This is a genomic window from Myxococcus sp. AB056 (assembly GCF_006547365.1).
GTDB lineage: Bacteria > Myxococcota > Myxococcia > Myxococcales > Myxococcaceae > Myxococcus > Myxococcus virescens.
On record NZ_VHLB01000123.1, the window covers coordinates 1 to 20,198 of the forward strand.

General features: G+C 70.9%; 17 protein-coding genes and 1 pseudogene. 8 read left to right on the plus strand and 10 right to left on the minus strand.

All coding sequences use genetic code 11. The features are described from left to right. From FMP39_RS33675 to FMP39_RS33685, 3 genes and pseudogenes are all read right to left on the minus strand, one after another. A pseudogene (locus tag FMP39_RS33675) lies at positions 1-242 on the minus strand (energy transducer TonB); the annotation flags it as partial. Between the two features lie 16 nt (positions 243-258). After that, on the minus strand, positions 259-693 hold the full coding sequence (locus tag FMP39_RS33680; RefSeq protein WP_141594121.1) for a biopolymer transporter ExbD: 435 nt from the start codon (positions 691-693) through the stop codon (positions 259-261). 3 nt (positions 694-696) lie between these two features. Then, complete coding sequence (locus FMP39_RS33685; RefSeq protein ID WP_011550941.1) at positions 697-1,377, minus strand: MotA/TolQ/ExbB proton channel family protein; 681 nt, start codon at positions 1,375-1,377, stop codon at positions 697-699. A gap of 112 nt (positions 1,378-1,489) precedes the next feature. Here FMP39_RS33685 and FMP39_RS33690 point away from each other — a divergent pair, with 112 nt between their 5' ends. Further along, the gene (locus tag FMP39_RS33690; protein ID WP_141594122.1) at positions 1,490-2,299 is read left to right on the plus strand and encodes an SDR family oxidoreductase; all 810 of its coding nucleotides are present in this window, start codon (positions 1,490-1,492) and stop codon (positions 2,297-2,299) included. 10 nt (positions 2,300-2,309) lie between these two features. Here the strand turns inward: FMP39_RS33690 and FMP39_RS33695 are convergent, their stop codons facing one another. Further along, positions 2,310-2,615 (minus strand): hypothetical protein, encoded by a 306-nt coding sequence (locus tag FMP39_RS33695; protein WP_228558562.1) that lies wholly within the window; start codon positions 2,613-2,615, stop codon positions 2,310-2,312. Positions 2,616-2,960: 345 nt separating this feature from the next. Here FMP39_RS33695 and FMP39_RS38510 point away from each other — a divergent pair, with 345 nt between their 5' ends. From FMP39_RS38510 to FMP39_RS33720, 5 genes are all read left to right on the plus strand, one after another. Next, positions 2,961-3,095, plus strand: coding sequence for a hypothetical protein (locus FMP39_RS38510; RefSeq protein ID WP_255508567.1), 135 nt, complete (start codon positions 2,961-2,963; stop codon positions 3,093-3,095). Positions 3,096-3,103: 8 nt separating this feature from the next. After that, on the plus strand, positions 3,104-4,363 hold the full coding sequence (locus FMP39_RS33705) for a HAMP domain-containing sensor histidine kinase (protein WP_141594123.1): 1,260 nt from the start codon (positions 3,104-3,106) through the stop codon (positions 4,361-4,363). A 148-nt stretch (positions 4,364-4,511) separates the two neighbouring features. Then, the gene (locus tag FMP39_RS33710) at positions 4,512-5,093 is read left to right on the plus strand and encodes a hypothetical protein (protein ID WP_141594124.1); all 582 of its coding nucleotides are present in this window, start codon (positions 4,512-4,514) and stop codon (positions 5,091-5,093) included. A gap of 123 nt (positions 5,094-5,216) precedes the next feature. Then, positions 5,217-5,585, plus strand: coding sequence for a hypothetical protein (locus tag FMP39_RS33715; protein ID WP_228558563.1), 369 nt, complete (start codon positions 5,217-5,219; stop codon positions 5,583-5,585). Positions 5,586-5,763: 178 nt separating this feature from the next. Then, a complete protein-coding gene (locus FMP39_RS33720; protein ID WP_228558565.1) occupies positions 5,764-6,507 on the plus strand; it encodes a pentapeptide repeat-containing protein in 744 nt (247 codons plus the stop codon). 8 nt (positions 6,508-6,515) lie between these two features. Here the strand turns inward: FMP39_RS33720 and FMP39_RS33725 are convergent, their stop codons facing one another. Further along, positions 6,516-8,336: a hypothetical protein gene (locus FMP39_RS33725; RefSeq protein ID WP_141594126.1), complete on the minus strand. Its 1,821-nt coding sequence runs from the start codon at positions 8,334-8,336 to the stop codon at positions 6,516-6,518. A gap of 24 nt (positions 8,337-8,360) precedes the next feature. Beyond that, on the minus strand, positions 8,361-9,014 hold the full coding sequence (locus FMP39_RS33730; protein ID WP_141594127.1) for a hypothetical protein: 654 nt from the start codon (positions 9,012-9,014) through the stop codon (positions 8,361-8,363). A gap of 224 nt (positions 9,015-9,238) precedes the next feature. Here FMP39_RS33730 and FMP39_RS33735 point away from each other — a divergent pair, with 224 nt between their 5' ends. Beyond that, positions 9,239-9,559, plus strand: a complete 321-nt coding sequence (locus tag FMP39_RS33735; protein ID WP_153904248.1) for a hypothetical protein — start codon at positions 9,239-9,241, stop codon at positions 9,557-9,559. 508 nt (positions 9,560-10,067) lie between these two features. Next, entirely contained in the window at positions 10,068-10,877 is an 810-nt protein-coding gene (locus tag FMP39_RS33745) for an SDR family oxidoreductase (RefSeq protein WP_141594129.1), read from the plus strand. Between the two features lie 10 nt (positions 10,878-10,887). On the opposite strand, the gene FMP39_RS33750 is transcribed toward FMP39_RS33745, so the two are convergent. The 4 genes from FMP39_RS33750 to FMP39_RS33765 all read right to left on the minus strand — a co-directional run bounded on the left by FMP39_RS33750 (position 10,888) and on the right by FMP39_RS33765 (position 20,086). Next, positions 10,888-13,278, minus strand: a complete 2,391-nt coding sequence (locus FMP39_RS33750; protein WP_141594130.1) for a hypothetical protein — start codon at positions 13,276-13,278, stop codon at positions 10,888-10,890. Positions 13,279-13,322: 44 nt separating this feature from the next. Further along, positions 13,323-14,360 (minus strand): effector-associated domain EAD1-containing protein, encoded by a 1,038-nt coding sequence (locus tag FMP39_RS33755; RefSeq protein WP_141594131.1) that lies wholly within the window; start codon positions 14,358-14,360, stop codon positions 13,323-13,325. Positions 14,361-14,567: 207 nt separating this feature from the next. Further along, positions 14,568-17,006: an alpha-2-macroglobulin family protein gene (locus FMP39_RS33760; RefSeq protein WP_228558564.1), complete on the minus strand. Its 2,439-nt coding sequence runs from the start codon at positions 17,004-17,006 to the stop codon at positions 14,568-14,570. Further along, positions 17,003-20,086, minus strand: a complete 3,084-nt coding sequence (locus tag FMP39_RS33765) for an MG2 domain-containing protein (protein WP_194858674.1) — start codon at positions 20,084-20,086, stop codon at positions 17,003-17,005. Before FMP39_RS33765 ends, FMP39_RS33760 begins: the two co-directional genes overlap by 4 nt. Positions 20,087-20,198: the final 112 nt, after the last annotated feature.

A 20,198-nucleotide genomic window follows, 5' to 3' on the forward strand; every position in this document is an offset into this window, starting at 1 on the left:
GGCTTGGGGGGCTCCTCCGGCTTCGGCGTCTCGGGAGGCGGCGGGGGCGGCTTCTGCACCTCCACCATCACCATCTCCACGGGGCGCTTGGGCACTGGGCGCGAGCGCGAGTCACCCTCCCCCAGCGCCCAGAAGCCGCCGACGTGAATCCCCAGCGACACGAGCAGGAAGGCGCCCACCACGGCGAGCGAGCGGTCGTGCGTGGGCGTCGTGGGACTATTTTCGAGGACCGCCTGACTCATGCGCTGATGCCTCGCTTCAGGGCGCTGCGGACGCAGCCGCGGGGGCCACGTCCTTCTCGATGTTGAGCGCGAACTTCGCGATGCCCTGGCCCTTCACCACGTCGATGAGCCGCATGACGCGGCCGTAGGGCAGCGACTGGTCGGCGCTGATGATGGCGCGCGTGTCCTTGTCCTTGGCCACCGCCTCGGCGACCTTCGCCTCCAGCTCCTTCTCGGTCATCTCGGTGCCGTCGAAGAAGAACTTGCCCTCCTTGTCCAGCACCACGTTGACCAGGCCCTGCACCGTCTCACCGCCGTTGGCGGCGCGGGGCAGGTCCACCTCCACCGTCTCACGGACGATGAAGTTGGCCGTCACCATGAAGATGATGAGCAGCACCAACACCACGTCCACCAGCGGGGTGACGTTGATGCCGGTGATTTCGTCGTCGTTGTCCTGCGCGCTGCCCGCCATGGCCTAACGGGCCTCCGAGCGGAGACTGCCCACCAGCGCATGCCCCAAAGCGTTGGCGCGGCTGGTGAGCGTCTTGAGCTGACGGCTGAAGACGTTGAAGGCCACCACCGCCGGAATCGCCACCGCCAGACCCACGGCCGTGGCGACCAGCGCTTCGGAGATGCCGGCCATGACGGTCTGCTGCATGGCCCCGCCACCGCCCTGGGCATTCATCTTCCCCAGGTCATTGAAGGCCTTGATGATGCCCAGCACCGTGCCGAACAGACCGATGAACGGCGCGTTGTTGCCCAGCGTGCCCAGATACGACAGGAAGCGCTCGTAGCGCGGGCGCTCACGCGACAGGGTGGAGGCAATCACCTGCTCCACCGTGTCCGCGCCCTGGTCGGCGCACGCCAGGCCTTCGCGCAGGATGGCGGCCTCCATGCCCTGGCGCCCCTGGATGGCGGCCTTCACCGCGTCCAGCTCACCGCGCGAGAGCCGCACCGCCAGCGCCTCCGAGTCCGGCAGCCGGTGACGGGCGAAGTACACCGTGCGCTCCAGCATGATGGCGATGGAGAGCACCGACAGACACACCAGCACCCACAGCACCCACTCCGCGGAAGTGAGCGTCACCCCCAGCAGCTTGCTGCTGAGCCACCCCAGTTGCTCCGGGTGGGCCTGGGCGAAAACGGCGATGGACGGCATGGTGTCTTTCCCCTCGTGAAGCACGTTGGCGCGACCGGAACACCGGGCCCGAATTGAAGTGTCACCGGGTGGTCGGATTTTTTCCGGGCCCCTCTGACGGCGAGGGGCCAGAATGCGCGCCATGCGAGGAAAAACGGTGGTCGTCACGGGCGCCTCAGCGGGCATTGGCGAGGCGCTGGCGGTGGTGCTGGCCGGACGCGGCGCCAACCTGGTGCTGGCGGCGCGCAACGAGGAAGCGCTCCAGCGGGTGAAGGCCCGGTGCGAGTCGGCCGGCGGGCGCGCGGTGGTGGTGCCCACGGACGTTGGAGACGCGGAGGCCTGCCGCCACCTGGTGGAGCGCGCGGTGGAGGCCTTTGGCGGCGTCGACGTGCTGGTCAACAACGCGGGCGTGACGATGGACGCGCGCGTGGACGAGGTGAAGGACCTGTCCCTCTTCGACCGGCTGATGCGCATCAACTACCTGGGCGCGGTGTACTGCACCCACCACGCCCTGCCCCACCTCAAGGCCCGGCGCGGACTGGTGGTGGCCGTGTCGTCCCTCACGGGCAAGACGGGCGTGCCCAACCGCAGCGGCTACGCGGCCAGCAAGCACGCCATGCACGGCTTCTTCGACTCGCTGCGCATCGAACTGCGCGGCACCGGCGTGGACGTGACGGTGGTGTGCCCCGGCTTCGTCGCCACCAACATCCGCGACAGCGCGCTGGGCGCGGACGGCCAGCCCGTGCGGCAGAGCAAGCACGACGAGAGCGCGGGTAACATGGACGTGGACACCTGCGTGGCCATCATCCTGCGCGCCATGGAGCGCCGCGAGCGCGAGGTGGTGATGACCACCAAGGCCCGCGTCGCCCAGTTCCTCAAGCTGGTGGCCCCGGGCGTGGTGGACCGCATCGCCGCGAAGACCATCCAGGACCGGCAGCGCTGATTCGCGCGGCTCAGGTGGCCGGCGGAGGCGTGGCCGGCCGCTCCACGCGCGTCAGCAGCCCGGAGATTCCCTCGAAGGAGGCGTTGCCCACCTGGTGCAGGCCGAAGCCCCAGAGGAAGGCCGTCATGCCCGCGCGGAAACCGCCCCACGTGGGCGAGAAGACATTGAGCAACTGAAGCCCCAGCGCCACCGCCACCGTGGTGAGCAGCGCCAGCACGCCCAGCTCCACCAGCCACATGTGACGCGGCGACGGCAGCGGCATGCCCTCGAAGTCGCCCAGCGCGGGCGCCCCTCCGGCGGGCGCCTCCGGCAACAAGTATAGGACGGATAGGAGCCCTGATGAGGGCGGCGAGCTGGTGAAGAGGGGCCAAGAAGGGCCGCTGGAGGGTGACACGCGGGCTGTGCGCCGGGCCGGAGCAGAGGCTGTGCCGCCCCTCGGGGCACAGGCCGGCCCAAGCGGCCCATCCAGGCGGCAGGCCGCAGGGGCGTGGGCTTCCATGTCGCTATGAGTACTTGGGCTCAACACCCCGCGCTCTGGGGTGGACCCTGTGCCGGGGCCAGCTTCGCAGGCCGCGAGGGCAATGCCAGGTGCTCCAGAATGGCGCGCCCCCCACCGGAGGCCGTCAGGTACGCCAGCACTCGCCGCCTGCCTCCACACCTCATGCAGGCGAACACGTCGACGTCGAACGTCCTGCTGAGCAACTCGGCCCAGTCCACTCGCGGCGTCTTCTCCTTCATGGGCTCCGTGCTGGCCGCCGCCTCAAGCCCCACGCTCGCCTCCTGCGCACCTGCTTGAGGGAGCGCATGCGCGCGGAGAAGGCCGTGCGCTTCCTGTCCGACGCGAGCGCGCTGCTCGCCGAGTCGCTCGACTATCCGACCACGCTCCAGCGCCTGGCTCGCCTCGTCGCGCCAACGTTCGCCGACTGGTGCATCGTCGATGTGGCCGAAGCGGACGGCAAGATTCGCCGGGTGGCCGGGTTTCACTCCGACTCCGCGAAGCAGAGGGTCCTGCGCGAGCTGGAGGAGCGCTATCCGCCCCACTGGGGCTCGCTCCAGCCGGCCATCCGCGTCATGGTCCGGCAAGCCCTTCCTGCGCTCCGAGCTCTCGGAGCCCGATATGCACGACTACAGCCTCGACGCCGAGAATGCCCGGCTCATCCGCGAGCTGGGGACCCGGAGCGGCATGGCCGTGCCGCTCATGGCGCGCGGACGGACGCTGGGGCCATCTCCATGGGCCGCACGGACCCGAAGCGCCCCTTCGGGCCATCGGACCTGGCGCTCATGGAGGAACTGGCCCACCGGGCGGCCATGGCCATCGACAATGCCCACCTCTACCAGGAGGCCCAGGAGGGCATCCGCGTCCGTGAGGAGTTCCTCGGTGTCGCGGCGCACGAGGCGAAGACGCCCATCACCTCCATGAACATCGTGCTTCAGTCGGTGCTGCGGAGACGAAACGAGCGCCCCTCCGCAGAGCGGCTCATGCAGGCCCTCGAGTCGACCGAGAAGCAGGTGCAGCGCCTCATGCGCCTAGTGGACGACGTGCTGGATGTCTCGCGGCTGCACGCCGGGCGGCTCAAGCTCCACCTGGAGCGCGTGGACTTCCTGGCCGTCGTGGGCGAGGTCGTGGAGCGGTTCATCGAGACCGCCGCCCGAACCGGGTCGCGGGTGGACGTGCGCGCCGAAGGGCCCGTCGAGGGGATGTGGGACCGGAGCAGGCTGGACCAGGTGGTGGCGAACCTCCTCGGCAATGCCCTCAAGTTCGGCGAGGGCAGGCCCATCGAGATTTCGCTCTCACGCTGGGAGGGGACGGCCGAGCTCGTGGTGGAGGACCACGGCATCGGAATCCCGCCCGAGCGCCTGCTCCACATCTTCGAGCGGTTCGAGCGCGCGGTGCCCACCCGGCACTACGGCGGATTCGGGCTCGGCCTCTACATCGTTCGGAGCCTCACGGAGGCCATTGGCGGCACGGTGCGCGTGGACAGCACGCCGGGCCTGGGATCGAGGTTCACGGTGGTCCTTCCGTGCCAGCCCCTGAAGGAGGCCGCGGGAGAGTCGCAGGCGTGAGGAGACGCTGGCTTTCACGACATGAACGCATGCATGCCCCTCGGAAACACTGCCCGGCCCGGCTCCGTATGCCCATTTCCCCGCTGCTCTCAGGCGGGGCGCTACCTGGAGCGCAGGTCCTTCTCTCGCGCCAACAGAAAGATACGTCATGACCGCTTCCTTCATGAAGCTCCGGAGGCTCGCTTCTCTCGTCCTGTATTGCGCCGCGCTCGGCGTCTCGCCGCTCGCATCCGCGGAGCCGCCAGCCGCCGGCGAGCCCGCGGAGGCGGCGCCGCGCGCGGGCGAGCTCAACTACCGCTCCACGGGCCAGCGCCAGCCCCAAATCACCCAGCTGTCCGATGGCGGGCAGCAGATTCTCCTCTCCTGCCTTCTGTCGCGTCCCGGCCAGATCCAGCGCTACGCCGTGAGCTGCCCGGGCACGAAGCGGCTCGACGTCAAGGTGGCGGACTGCTGCATCCCAGGCGACCACTGGCAGGTGAAGGTGAAGTCCTGGGACTTCAAGCCCAACACGGCGGTGGCGACCTCGCCGGGCGGTGACGGTGACTTCAGCGCGCCCGCCCGCGTCTTCACCTACAGCAGCAGCCGGGACATGAACGCCCTCATCGAGTGCTCGTACCTGCACGGCGTCAACGTCTTCCCGGCGGAGTCCTTCCTCCTCGTGGAGAGCAGCGGCGGCGCATGTTCCGTGACGGACGTGGGCATCACCGAGGAGATTGACCGCTCACCGTGACAGGCCGGTCCGCAAGAGCCCTGTCCCCAGAGCTCTTGCCCCCTTGCGCAAGGTGACATGCTCCCAACTCCTTGAAAGGGGTGGGGTGGAGCGCCCGCTCCAACGCGAGGGAGGGGCGGGCATGTGAGGCCGCATTGCACGACGGTCCCCGGCGCTCAGGCGCGGGCGGAGGACACGCCCGACGGCGTGGCCCTCGTCTTCACCACCTCCGAGGAGGACCAGGTGGCGAACCTCCGGCAGCGTGGCCGCAACATGATGCAGCGGCAGGCAGAGCACGGCGTATCGGGGCGCCGCGGCCTCGAGCAGCCTCCCGGCATCGACTACGAGGCCATGGGCGGTAGCGGGCTCCCGGGTTCTGCGGGGGCTCCGAGCGTGCCGACCTACGCCCGCGTGGAGGACACTCCCCAGGGCGTCACCATCGCCTACAAAGCCGTGGACCCCTCGGCTGGAGACAGGCACCCATACGGAACCCATGAAGCACAAGGCCTATGAAAAGGAGCTTCGCAGGCTCCAGGCCCAGCTCTGCATGCTTCAGGATTGGGTCAAGCAGGAGGGGGTGCGCGTCGTCGTGGTCTTCAAAGGGAGGGACGCGGCGGGCAAGGGCATGACGCCGCCTTCCCACGAGCGGGAGAGGCCGCGCGGCACCGTCCGCGCTACACTTGCGCGCAGGATGCGCCTCTCCCCTGCCCTCAGCCTTCGTGCCTTGATCCTCGCCAGCCTCGCGGGCCTCGCGCTCGCCGGATGCCAGAGCGAGGAGGAGAAGCGGGCCCGGCGCCTCCAGGAGACCCGCGAGTGCGCGGGCTGCGACCTGCGCGGCCTCTCCCTGGAGGGCGCGGACCTGGAGGGCGCTCGGCTCGTGGGAGCCCGGCTGGAGGGCGCGAAGCTCGGCCGTGCCCGCCTGAAGGGCGCCGACCTCTCCGAGGTGGACCTCACGCTCGCGGACCTCCGGGGCGCGGACCTCCGGGGCGCCAGGCTGGACGAGACGTTCCTGGAGCAGGCGCAGCTCCAGGGCGCCAACCTGGAGGGAGTGGACCTCCGGAACGCGCGCGCCGTGGAGTCCGCCCACTTCGAGGGCGCCATCCTCCGGGGCATCAATCTGGAGGAGGAGTCCTTCTCCGGCCCGGGCGGACCCCACCGCCGCAGCGAGCGCTCCCACGCCTACTCCGTGCCCGTGGGCGGGGCGCTGCTGTCCGGCGTGGACCTGCGCGGGGCGAAGCTGCGCGGGGCGGTGCTGGAGCGCTGCGACCTGGCGGGCGCGGACCTGCGCGACGCGGACCTGCGCGACGCGAAGCTGAAGAACGCCAACCTCGCCGGGGTGAAGCTGGAGGGCGCCAACCTCTCCGGCGCCACCTGGGAGGACGGCCGCCAGTGCGCCGCCGGCTCCATGGGCGAGTGCCGCCCCCCCCGGAAGTAGCCCGGGCCTCAGCCGCCGCGGCGCTTGCGGGTGTCGAACTGGGCCTTCAGCGGCGTCTTCACGTCGTTCTTCGGGTCGTCGTACAGGTCCTGCCGGCTCACCGAGTGTGACACGCGCATCAGGTAGTCCAGGCTGCCGTACGGCGGCTCCCGCTTGGGCACGTCCACCTGGAGCCCTCCGGCGTCGCGCTCGGAGAAGATGACGGAGTAGCTCTCCAGGGATTTGACCAGGTCGATGGTCAGCTTGAGGCCCGGGGACTTCACCTTGCCGGCCAGCCGCGCCAGGTCCTCGGCCCAGTCCGCGGCCTTGCCCCACTTCTTCACCAACTGCCGCAGCGGCTCAATCTGGGCGAGCAGCGTGAAGAGCAGGTCCCGCAGGTCGCGGGGGCTGCGCGTGGCGGCGAAGCGCTTCTCGATGGCTTCCAGCATCGCCAGGAAGCGGTCGTACTCCTTCTCCTTGTGCTTCTGGTGGTACTCGTCCTCGCGGGTGACATCCACGTGGACGATGCGCGAGGCGAACTTCGTCTTCGCCAGCTGCGCGGCGGGCGAGTTCGACGTATTGTCGAACTCGTTCATCTGCTCCTCCAGCAGGGCCCCGATGAGCGACCACAGCGGGCCGTCCAGTGTCTTGCGGTCCACGCCGACGAGGCGCACGAGCGGCTTCAGGAAGGCGGCGATCTGCAGGTCGTCGTAGAGGCCGGTGACGGGGTATTCGCCGGCCTTGCGGCGCGCCTTCAGGGCCTTCTGGGTGGGGACGATGCCGCTCTCCACGAGCTGGATTTCGGCAAGGAAGCGCTTCAGCAGGGCGTCGCTCAGGAGCTGGTGCTCCGCCGTCATCTTGCCCTTGAGCTCCACCGGCACATGGAGCTTCCGCTTCACGTTGAGCTGGTGCAGCAGGGTCTTCACCTGGACGAACACCTCGCCGAGCTGGGCGAGCGCGGTCAGCGCTTCGTCATAGACGCGCTCCGCCTTCGTCTTGTCCATCAGCAGGCGGATATCCCAGCCGAACAAGTCCTCGTCCTTGTCCACGAGCCGCGTGGACAGGACCGCTTCCTTCAGCTTGCCGAAGTCGAAGCGGATGGCCGCCACCGACTCCATGAGCATCTTGGGAGGGACCCGCGTGGGGTCCGGCTTCTTCGGGTCCTCCCCCATCCCAATCACTTCCGTCAGCGGCATCAGCGAGAAGTCCGCGATGACGCGCTGGGTGAGGTCGTACTTGCAGAAGACGTTGATGATGCGGCAGTCGTCGTGGAAGGCGCCGGTATTCACCTGGTGCAGCCGGGTGAAGAAGGGCGTGGACAGATAGGTGATGCTGCGAATCTTCCACTGCTTCGGCCACGCCTTGGACGTGGCCGCGCGCTCGGTGAAGGCGTTGATGACGTTGCCGCCATGCGAGTGGCCGATGAGGTGGAAGGACACCGCGCGTTTCAGGAAGGCGCCGTAGTAGGGCGTCTCGCGATTACCACCGCACAGCCGGTCCGCGAGGTAGGTGCCGGCGATGGTGCGGTTGGTCGGGTTGTTGTCGCCGCTCCACCCGTGCGCCGTGAAGACGTGGAGGTTGGTGTATTCCTTGCGCAGCGCCTCCAGGTCCTCCAGGAAGCGGGTGTTCTCTTCCCAGTAGTGGTTGGCGTCGCTGTCCTTCAGGGGCACCTTCGGGTTGTGGTAGCTGGCCGAGCGCGCCGTCGGGCTGGTGTTGCCGGGGTCCACCGTGCCGCCCACCAGCACGATGATGTTGGGCACGTCGCGGACGATGAGCGTGTTGGCGCTGTTGACGGCGACGCGGGCCTTCAACTTCGGCTTGGAGCTCTGCTGGGGAGTCGCGGTCGTCATGGAGGCTTGGGGAGGCGGAAGGGGTCAGCAGCCGTGCTCGCGCTCCAGGCGGGCGCGAGTCTGGGGGCCCAGGGGCTCGGGCTCCTCGATGCCGCACGTCTGCTGGAAGGCGCGCAGCACGTGCTCGGTGGCGGAGTCGGATTCGGCGCCAGGCTCGCCGCAGTCGTAGCCCAGGTTGTTGAGGCGGGCGTGCGCGCCGGCGTCGTCATCCAGCGGCGTCAGGTGGCTGAGCTCCAGCGTCCACTCCACCGACTCCTGCTCGGTGAGCCACACCGTGAGCGTGGCCTCCTCGGCGTCGATGGGAACGGGCACCTTCAGCCAGCCCTCGCCGTCGGCGCGGGACTCCTGCGGCTCCTCTCCCTCGATTTCCAGGAGGAAGCGCGCGTTGGCCAGGGGCTGCGCGTCGGGGTCCTCGTCGCGGAACTGGAGCTTCAGCACCGTCTGGGCCCGCTTCAGCGTGAAGCTGTGCTGCTGGCTGGTGGAGACCTTCACCTCGTTGGGCTTCACGTCGGGGATGTGCAGCTCGTCCCCGGGCAGGAGGATGAAGGGGTTGGGACGCCGCTTCCGGAACTCGGCGTTCTCGGGAGCGTCGTAGATGGCCTTCCAGTTCGGCAGCCCGTACTTCCGGGCAATGCGCATGAGGTGCTCGCCGGCCTTCACGGTGTGCTTGCGCGCCATGGCCCCCCCTACCGTCGAAAGTCGAACGGCAGTCTAGCGGCCCCCTCCCGCGAGCGGGAGGGGCCCTCCGGGAGCTCCCCTTCCTTGATGAAGTGGCTCCTGGCTCCAGGGTGTGGGTGTTCCGGGGGCGCGTGCGTGTCACGCGCCCCCCGGGGGACGGTGACGAGGCCCTGTGAGAACCAAGACTACAGGATGAGCCTGTTTTAAAGCCTCATGAACTCCTCATGTCCAGTGCATTCCCCGGCATCAAAGCCAGCGGTGCGAGCGTCCAGTCCATCGTCGCGGCCATCAAGTCGTTCTCGGTCCTCATTGATGACCTGATGAGGGACCTCCAAATCCAGACACGGGATGCCAACGGCGCGCCCGTGTTGGCCCCCAATGCCTGGTACGACCTGGACGCGTACCTGCCCATCTTCAAAAAGATCGACACCCTGCTGGGGGGCCGCGGCCTGGAGAAGGCCGGGTCGTTGATGCCGCAGAACGCCGTCTTCCCGCCGCACGTCAAGAGCATCCAGGCGGCGCTCCAGGCTCCCCCAAGCAGGTGAGGAGGAGGCGGAGCGGAGAAGGAGGCAGCGGCCAGAACGAAGCGGATGAAGCAGAGAACGCCGCGAGTGGACTTACGCCGAGTTGCTGAGGAGGACGTTCGACTTCGACGTGTTCGCCTGCGTGAGGTGTGGAGACCGCAGGAGGGTGCTGGCATACCTGACGGCCTCCGGTGGGGGGCGCGCCATTCTGGAGCACCTGGCATTGCCCTCGCGGCCTGCGAAGCTGGCCCCGGCACAGGGCCCACCCCAGAGCGCGGGGTGTTGAGCCCAAGCACCCATAGCGACATGGAAGCCCACGCCCCTGCGGCCTGCCGCCTGGATGAGCCGCTTGGGCCGGCATGTGCCCCGAGGGGCGGCACAGCCTCTGCTCCGGCCCGGCGCACAGCCCGCGTGTCACCCTCCTGCGGCCCTTCTTGGCCCCCCTTCACCAGCCCGCCGCCCTCATCAGGGCTCCTATCCGTCCTATACTTCGGATCTTTCCGGGCCCCTCTGACGGCGAGGGGCCAGAATGCACGCCATGCAAGGAAAGACAGTGGTCGTCACGGGCGCCTCAGCGGGCATTGGCGAGGCGCTGGCAGTGGTGCTGGCCGGACGCGGCGCCAACCTGGTGCTGGCGGCGCGCAACGAGGAAGCGCTCCAGCGGGTGAAGGCTCGGTGCGAGTCGGCCGGCGGGCGCGCGGTGGTGGTGCCCACGGACGTTGGGGACGCGGAGGCCTGCCGCCACCTGGTGGAGCGCGCGGTGGAGGCCTTTGGCGGCATCGACGTGCTGGTCAACAACGCGGGCGTGACGATGGACGCGCGCGTGGACGAGGTGAAGGACCTGTCCCTCTTCGACCGGCTGATGCGCATCAACTACCTGGGCTCGGTGTACTGCACCCACCACGCCCTGCCCCACCTCAAGGCCCGGCGCGGACTGGTGGTGGCCGTGTCGTCCCTCACGGGCAAGACGGGCGTGCCCAACCGCAGCGGCTACGCGGCCAGCAAGCACGCCATGCACGGCTTCTTCGACTCGCTGCGCATCGAGCTGCGCGGCACCGGCGTGGACGTGACGGTGGTGTGCCCCGGCTTCGTCGCCACCAACATCCGCGACAGCGCGCTGGGCGCGGACGGCCAGCCCGTGCGGCAGAGCAAGCACGACGAGAGCGCGGGCAACATGGACGTGGACACCTGCGTGGCCATCATCCTGCGCGCCATGGAGCGCCGCGAGCGCGAGGTGGTGATGACCACCAAGGCCCGCGTCGCCCAGCTCCTCAAGCTGGTGGCCCCGGGCGTGGTGGACCGCATCGCCGCGAAGACCATCCAGGACCGGCGGCGCTGATTCGCGCGGCTCAGGTGGCCGGCGGAGGCGTGGCCGGCCGCTCCACGCGCGTCAGCAACCCGGTGATTCCCTCGAAGGAGGCGTTACCCACCTGGTGCAGGCCGAAGCCCCAGAGGAAGGCCGTCATGCACGCGCCGAAACCGCCCCACGTGGGCGAGAAGACATTGAGCAACTGAAGCCCCAACGCCACCGCCACCGTGGTGAGCAGCGCCAGCACGCCCAGTTCCACCAGCCACATGTGACGCGGCGACGGCAGCGGCATGCCCTCGAAGTCGCCCAGCGCGGGTGCCCCTCCGGCGGGCGCCTCCGGCAGCGCGAGGATGCTTCCACCGCTGGGCGCGGTGGGAGGAGGCACGGAGGGCGCCCCGTCGCCCCCGTCGTCCGACGCGAGCGACTCCAGGTGGAAGCTCTTCGCCATCCGCTGGGACTGGCTGGCGGAGACAAACCGGACGCGCGCCTCGCCGTACTTCCCCGCGGCCTCGTGCGACGACTCCGCCACCAGAAGACCCATGGCTTCGCGCAGGAGCGACTCCACCTCATCGAGCGCCTGCGTCTGCGCCTCGGACTCACTGGCGTTCCGCGCCTCGTCCACCGCGCCGCGCAGCTCCACGATGAGCTGGCGCACATAGGCGGCATGCGCGCCCTGGTACATGCGGACGGCATCATCCACGCTGGTGTTCGCGCGCTCGCGGGCTCTCTCCAGCAGTGTGTTCACCTGCCGGGTGAGGGCCTCCCACTCCTCCTCCGTGAAACCTCGCGGCGGCGTGCGGGACGCCAGGGCCGCGGACAGCTCCTCGCAGAGGATGTCGAAGTACGAGCGGCGAGCGAACTCCAACTGGCGCCGGGCGGCGTCCAGCGCGCCCCGCGCCAGCTCCTCCCGCACGGTCGACAGCAGGGACAGCAGTTCGTACTTGAGCCGGAAGCCCAGCGAATCCTCACCGTGCTGCTCCACCAGCGTCCGCGCCTGACGGTCGATGTCCTGCAACCGCGCCTCCAGCCCGGCGCGCGCCAGTCCGTCCACGTCCAGCTCCCGCACCTTGGCGGCGAGGCGGTCCAGTTGCTCGGTGGCGGTGTCCTCCGTGCGCAGCGCGCCTTCCACTTCCGCCAGCAACTGGCTCGCCTGCTCCGGACGCAGCTCGGCCGGGAGCGCGTCCAGCTTGCGTGACGTGTCACACCACGCGCCATACAGCCGCAGACGAGGCTCCAGCGCGGTCAGGTCCCCGTCGCGCACGCGGATGCCTCGCACCGGCCGGCGAATCTCCGACGCGAGCCCGTCCACCTGGCCCAGCATCACCTGCCCCACCTCCCGCGCCCGAGCCCCCTGCCCGCTCACCACGGCCTGGAGCCGGCGGTGCAGCTCCATGACCCGCTGCAAGCGCAGCGTCCGGGGCCGGATGCGCTGCGAGTACAGGCGCACACCGAACGACGACACGGCCCCCGCCGCGATGAGCAACGCGCCCCACAACCAGGGCGAGCTCACCCACAAGGTGAAGGGCTGCTCCACCGCCATGCCCGAGCGCACGGACAGGCGCACGGTGCCGGTGTACTCGCCCGGACCTTCCAGGCCCCGCAGGTTCAAGAGCAGCGCGCCGCTCCCATGCGCGCTCACGGGAATGCCGCCGTCCACCGACGTGACATCCAGGTTGCCGCCATCCGGCTTCCCGCCCTCCAGCGCGAAGCGCACGCTCTGGAAGCGCGGCTGGATGAGGGCCGAGTCCATGTCCGGCGCCTTGCGCTGCAATTGCAGCAACTGGGGCACCGACACGACCCCGCCCACGCCCGCCGTCTCCTTGAACGGCAGCCGCACGGTGGCGTCGATGGAGCCCCAGCCCCAGCCCGCGGACGTCACCGCTGGCGACGTGGCGATGAACTGCACCGCGGGCACCGCCTGCACGCGCGTGACGATGAGCGCGGTGGTCTCCCGCCCTTGCGCGTGCACCAGCACCACGTGGCCCGTGTAGTCCCCCGTGACGGGCAGGCGCCCGGACAGCTCGACGTGGATGGGGCGCCGCGTGGAGATGGGCACCGTGGCGCCCCCGGCCTCCGCTTCCTTCACCACGGCCTGCAACGGCACCTGCACGCCGTCCTGGGCCTGGAGCGGATCCACCAGCACCGTCACGCCGCCGGGCAGCTCGCCGTCCACACCTCTGGCCACGCCGCCGGCCACGGCCACGTCGCCGACCACCTCCGACGCGCTCAGCAAATCCACGCGCAGCACGTGCCGGAAGTCCTCCGACGCGGTCCGCAGCTTCACCTCGTTGCTGGCGGAGGCACCCGCCACGCGCAGCGAGGGCTCAGCGCCGGCCCTCCAGGGAAGGACGAGCAACAAGAGCAGGGCCGGAAGACGCACGAGCCCCCACGCGGAGTGGGTGACGGCGGGACGGGTGCCAGCGGAGCGCATTCACTGACTGTATCAGGCGCCCCCCATGCCTCCACTTCGCGCCCCTACCCCCACCCCAGCTGACTCAACATGCTCCCGGACAGGCTGCCGCGGATGGTGTCGATGGGGATGCCCTCGTTGTGTCCCGCCGACGCGGACGGGACGCGGGGCCCACCGCTGTGGTGCAGCGCGGCCAGCCGCAGGTCCTGGGTGAAGCAGGGTGCCCCCGAGGAGCCCGGCCCCGTGCACGCGCGGTACGCCACGCGTGTGCGGCCCGGATTGACGCCCAGGAACTCATCGAGCGCGACGCTCATCGGCTGGCCCGCCGGGTGCTGGACGATGAGCACCAGGCTGCCGGGCGTGAAGGACTCCCGCGAATCGGGCGGCTCCAGCCAGCCTCGGGGCTCCCCGTCGACCAGGTCCTCGCCGGGGACACCCGCCACCTCGAGGAAGGCGTAGTCCAGCTCGCCCGACGTGGCATCGCGCGGACGCGGGTGCATCAGGTCCGCGGGGCTATAAGGACTGCGCGCCAGACAGCGCGTCACGCGGTACACCGTCCCCGGATGTAGCAGCGTCCCGTCCTGGAGGACCTTGCGGCCGAAGCGCACCCGTAGAGACTCCAGCAGCCTGTTCTCGATGACGTGGAAATTGGTGAGCACGACGCTGGGGGACACCAGGAAGCCGGTGCCCAGCGCCGCGCCCACCTCCGGCTCCACGCGGCACACCTGCCGCTCGATGGAGGTCAGGCGCTTGCGCCAGTGCTCACGCTCGGCGTCCGCCCGGCCGCTGCCGAAGATGCGCTCCAGTCCGACACGGGGGATGCTGCGCTGGACGGACGCGAGGTACACCTGCACGAAGCGTTGGAGGCGAGGGTGCCGGGGCAGGGCCTGGTAGGCGCCGCGAATCAGCTCGCGCAGCCAGCCCTCCGCCTCCGCCATGTGGATGAGCGCGAAGACGCGCTCCCGCAGCCCACCGGAGACGCCCAGCGACTCCAAATCCCTGCGGCAGGTGGCGGCCACGACCCGGCGAAGGTGCTCCACCGAGGCAAACGCGCTCGTCAGCGCCCGCTGTAGCTCGTCCCTCTCCGCGCCGTCGAGCTCCATGCTTGCCACCCACGACGAAACAACCCTGGGAGCGGTTGCGACTCCGTGTTGCTGCTGGGAAATCTGTGCATCCCCTGCGTGGGTGCCCAGTTGGGAGTACGGACTACATTTCTTGGAGGCCCGTGAAGTCACCACGAGTCGACACATAACGCGCCCCCCAGCGCCGGGGCAGTGGCCCGGGGGGCAGGAAGTGCCAGCGACTTCTCCTCAGCGTACGGCCCACGTAGCGGGGGGTACGTAGGACACCAGGTCAGGGCGCGACAGGGCCATCAGCGATGACGCGCCGCCCTGGAGCGTGCCCGCCAGCGTCGGGATGACGCGGAAGCGCGCCTGGAAGGGCTCGCCCGGCCCTCGGGGATGAAGCCGCAGCGTCACCGCGCCATCCTCGCTCTGCCAGGACGCCACCTTCCCTTCGCGCACGAGCGCCTCCAGGCTGGCGGTGTCCACCTGCACGCCCGCGGGCAGCCCATGGCGAATCACCAGCGGCAGGCCCGACGGTGTGGAGGCCCGGAGCGTCACCTCCGACGGCTGCCCCACCTTCGCGTCCGAGGGCACCTGCACGGACAACTCCAGCCCGGCCTGTGCCTGCTGCGTCCACGGCACCGCGGCGCTCAACGCCAGCGCGAAGCCCAACCCGGGCACCGCGGGATCCGCGCGCACCGTCCAGGTATGCGCGCCGCCGGAGCCCGGCGCCGCCGCCTCCAGGGACAGCACCTCACGCAGGGCCTTGGCGTCGAAGGCGCCCTCGGTGATGACCTGGCCGTCCCGCTCCAGCACCACCCGCACCTGGGCGGGCAGCGGCTCGCGGAAGAGGGACACCACGGCCTGCAACGCCAGGCGGTTGGCGCGCCCGTTGCCCCAGCCATTCACCGGCTCGTAGCTGGCGAGCAACGCGGCGCCCAGGTCCGCCACGGGTGCCTTCGCGTCGCCCTCCAGGGCCAGCACGGCCAGCGCGGTGGCCTCGGCCTCCGTCGGCGTGCCGCCCGCGGCGTCCACCACGCCCGCCTCCACGGGCAGGAACGCGGCGCCCTCGTCGCGCCGCTGCACGGCGTCCCGCACCTGCTCGCGCAGTGAGTCCCGCAGCGAGCCCGTCACCGCGCCGCTCGCCAGCAGCGCCGCCGCGGTGTAGCCATCCTTGACGTGCGCCCGGTTGCGCTCCAGCGCACCCGAGGCCCGCGCGGTGAAGAAGGCCGCGCGGCGCTTGCCCTCCGGCGTCACCGCCGCCGCGTTCACCGCGCGCGTGCAATCCGCGGTGGCCACCAGCAGCCGCTGGAGCGTCCAGCCGTTGCCGCCCTGGCAGGTGCCGTCCGGGAGCTGTGCCGCCGCCACCTGCGCGGCCAGCCGCTCGCCCAGGCGGGCCAGCACGGGGTTGTCCGGATGCGCCAGCGCGCCCTCCGCCAGCAGCGCCGCCGTGGCCACATCCGGCGCCCGGCTCCACCGCAGCGCGCGCTGGGTCGCCCGCCTCAACCCCGCCCGTACCGACTCCACGTCCACTTCACCGGGCTCCGGAGGCACGGGCGCCGTCAGCCGCTGCCCGGGCGTGCTCAGCGCCTTCAGCGCCTCCGCGGACCGCGCCTCGCCCAGGGCGGTCAGGAGCTCCGGCGCGCGGCCCGTCAGCAGCAGCGAATAGCCCACGCTGGACGCATCCTCGCGCGAGATCGCGTTCAGCAACTCCGAGCGCAGCACGCCCAGACCGCCGGGGAACACCCGCACCCGGACGCGCTCGCTTCCCGGCTGCGCGTCCCCAGGCCCGGTGAGCGACAGCGAGCGCGGCGCCGCCAGCGTGCCACCGCGCGTCTCCACCACCGGCCGCCCCGTGGACCACACAGGGAAGTCCCGCACCACCGCGTCGGTGGCGCCCAGCGTCGCGCGCACCGCCACCTGCCCTGGCGTGGCCACCCGCACCGTCACGTACTCCACCACGCTGCCGCGCGCCGGAACGCGCACGGTGCGGCTGCCGCCCTCCACCAGCGCGCCCGGCACCTCCACCTTCAAGGGCGCCTCCACCGCCGCGTCCGTGGTGTTCATCACCTGCACCGGCATCCGCACGGCGTCGCCCGCGCGCAGGAAGGCCGGCAGCACCGGGTCCACGTACGTGGGCAGCGTGCCCGTGAAGGACGCCACCGCGCCGGACTGCGCGCCCGAACGCGAGTGCGCCAGCGCCAGCACCCGCCACTGCGTGAGGCGGTCCGGCACGCGCACCGGCACCGTCGCCGCGCCGGACGCGTCCGTCACCACCAGGGGCTCGAAGAGGAACGTCTCCGGGAACCAGGCGCGGCTGGGCGTGGCGTCCGCCTCCGCGCCGCCCCCGCCCTTGCGTGCATCATCCTTGACCACGACGGCGCGGGCACTGCGGGGCTCGTTCGCGAACCCGGGCATCCCCCCTTCCATCCCCCCGAACGCCATCTCCGCCTCCGCCATGACCGGCGGGGGGGCCATCACCGCTTGCACCTCGTCGAACTCGGAGTTCTGCCCACCAAAGGTGCGGAGGCTCTTCGACGCCTGGGGCGCGGGCGCCCCCGCCAGTGCCTCAGCGGATGCGCCGAACAGGCGCCGCACGTTGTCACCGAAGAGCGCCACGAACATGACCAGTCCCACCAGGCTCGCCAGGGAGCACCCCACCCCGGCGAAGAACGAGCGATTCATGGCGCCTCCCGGGCAACCCAAGCGTTCCAGTTCTCCACGTCCTCCGGCAGCCGCGTGCCGCTGGACACCACCGCCCGCGGGTCGGTGAGCGCCAGCAGGTCCACGGGCAGCCGCGACAGCTTCAACCGGCGGCCAAAGGCATCCGTCACCTTGTCACCTCGCTTCTCACACGCCGCCAGCGCGCCCTCCCACAGCCGGGCCATGCCCGCGGGGTCCAGCGTCTGCCCCTGCGGCGCCTTCTCCTCCCAGGCGCGCACCTGCGCGTGCAGCTCCGCCAGCACGGTGTAGAAGGGGTCGGTCAGCTCCGACTCCGGCTCGAAGGCCGTCACCGCGTTCACCGTCACGCGGGGCTCCGTGTGCTCACGCCGAGGCACATCGCTCACCCGCAGCACCGCCGCCGACGCGGCGTTGGCCCCGCGGATGCGGCCCATGGCCAGCGCCTGACCGTCCAGGACACCAAAGGCGGGCGAGGCCACCGTGGGCACGGGCCGCAACTGCCCCAGCGCGTCCGGCCCTGGCAGCGGCGCCAGCTGCGCCAACGTCTCATCCACGCCGAAGAGGCCCACCGCCGCCGGACCGGCCTGACCATCCACCCGCGTCTGCAATTGGAGCCGGGCCAGCTCGCCGGGAGCGTAGCGCTGCTTGTCCGGCGTCACCTCCACGGAGAGCTGCGCGCGCGGCGCCACGTACACCCGCCCCTGCGCGCCCTCCCAGTACGTCATCGCCCAGCCCTCGAAGTCCTCGGGCAGCTTGAAGCGGACCGAGCGCGTCGCCTTGTCCACCTTCTCTTCCATTCGTTGGTTGCCCGCCTGGAGCACCAGGGTCTCGGGCAGCGGGCCCGCGAACTGGGGGCCGCGCATCAGCTCGATGCGGACCTCCTCGCCGCCGCGCGCCAGCACGGGCGTGGCGCGCAGGCGCGTGGGTGGCACCTCCGCCGGACGCAGCACCAGCTTCGTTTCGCCCACGGCCTCTCCCCCCTGCGTGCCGCTCACCTTCAGCTCGTAGCCCAGGAAGGTGGTGGCCTGGGAAACGGCCTGGCGCCCCTTCTCACCCGACGGACGGGCGGTGAGGTGCGCCACGCCCAGGGCGTTGTGCGGATACTCGGGCTCGGACATCCGGATACGCGTGAAACGCTCCTGGATACAGGGCAGGACGGACGCGGCCAACGCGTTCGACTGCTTCGGCAGCATCACCCACGTCAGCGACTCCAGGCCCCGCTTCCCCAGCCGCCAGCTCAACGCCGCGGGCAGCGGAGCGTCCATGCTCAGGTCCCGAGGCAGACACGCGCGCGCATCGAGAGCCGCGTCGTCCAGCGCGGCCACCAGCGTCTCAGGGGCGCCAATGGCCGCCTCCACCTCCACTGCCAACTCCGGCAGGCCTGGGTCCATGATGCCCAGGCGCACCTGGAAGACCCGCTCACGCCCGGCGGGAAGCACGCGGGTGCGCAACGCCGAGGCCACGCAGGCGGGCAGTGCGCCCTCTCCAGAGACCACGTCCACCACCGCGCCCGCGGCACTCACGCGCAGGCCGAGCGCGACTTCCACTTCTCCATCCTCACGCGTCACGAAGCGCGCACAGGGTTCGAGCGCGGGCAACCCCTTCTCCAGCGCGAGCAGGTCCTCGAGCGAGGCCTCCGTCTCCGGCGCCAGCAGGTTGCGCGTCTGGCCCAGCCTCACCGTGGGCTTGGGCGGCGGCGGGCGCACGGGCATGGGCGGCACCACGACGTTGACGGGAGGCCCGGGGTCGAGCTGGAAGACGGCCACGCCGTCCTCGTCCGTCATCGCGCGCACGCCTTCGTCGCGCGGGTCCCAGGCGCGCTTCACCATCAGCTCCGTGCCCGGCAGCACCTGCCCCGCGGCCGTCGTCGCGCGCACGTAAACGCGGTTGTTGAAGCCCGGCGCCAGTCCGCCCTCCACCTCCGTCACCGCCGACACCTGCAGCGCGTCCTCGGACAGCAGCAGCGACACGCCGCCTTCGATGCGGTCTCCCGCCGCGTCCCGCGCCACCAGACGCGCCACCAGCTGGGCCTGTCCGCGCAGGTCCATGGGCACACGTGGCAGCGACAAGCGGAAGCGCCCCGCGGCGTCCGTGCGCGCACGATTCGGCAGGCCTCCCGCCTGCCACTCCGTGGGCGCGGGCCAGTCACCGTGGATGTCCCACGTCAGGCCCACCTCGATGTCGGCCACCGGCGCGCCCGAGGCATACGTCACCTGCCCATCCACCACCGGCACCTCGTCCACGCGCCAGAAGGGCCGGGCGCTGCGCGCCTCCACGCGGAAGCGCGGCAGGGTGAAGGGCTTCACCTCGAAGGACGCCGAGGCCTGCGCCCCGCCGCTCACCCAGCTCACCGTCCAGCTTCCTTGCGGCGCGCCCCGGTCCAGCGAGAAGCGCCCGGCCACGACACCCCAGGGCCCGGCCGGCGCGCGCTCCTCCAGCACCACTTCGCCGGTGGAATCCCGCACCACCCACGTCCCCGGCCGCCCATCCAACGGCGCCAGGTCCTTGGCCCTCAGCACCACTGCGCGGAAGAGGACCTCGTGGCCCGGCTCGTACAGGGGCCGGTCCGTCAGCACATGCGCCAGGGCATTGGCATACAGCGGCAGCGGCGCGTCCACGGTGTCCGTGCCCAGCGGCGAGGTGACGCGGGCCCGGAGCTGGTAGTCGCCGTCCGGTACCTCCGGCAGCGCCACGCGGGCCGACAGCCCCCCGTCGTCCATGGTGCGCATCCACGCGGTCCCCTTCGACAGCGGAAGCGGCGTCTCCTTCCCCTCCCCGTCCACCAGGAACACGGCGGCCGTGCCCTTCGTCACCGGGGCCTTCATCATCTGGCCGGATTCCGGGTGCGGCGCCAGCGCATGCGTCACGACCACCACCTGCCCCGTGTCGCCGCGCGCCAGGCCGGAGCCATGGACCTCCACCACCTGGCGGAACTGTCCGTCCGGACAGCTCGGCACCTTCACTCCTCGCAGGACCCAGGCGGAAAGGCAGACGTCCCAGGAGGCAAAGGCTACCGCGCCCCCCACGAGCAACGCAGCCAGTCCTCCCCCCAGCAGCCGGCGGCGCCGGAAGCGGATTGTCATCGGTTCTCCCCTTCCCTCCACTCTATGCCGGGAAGCCGAGGTCCTGACGAGTCCCCCCGTCCTTCGCGTGGCTCAAGACGGTGCGCTAGGGTCGCCGTTCCTTGCCAGCGCC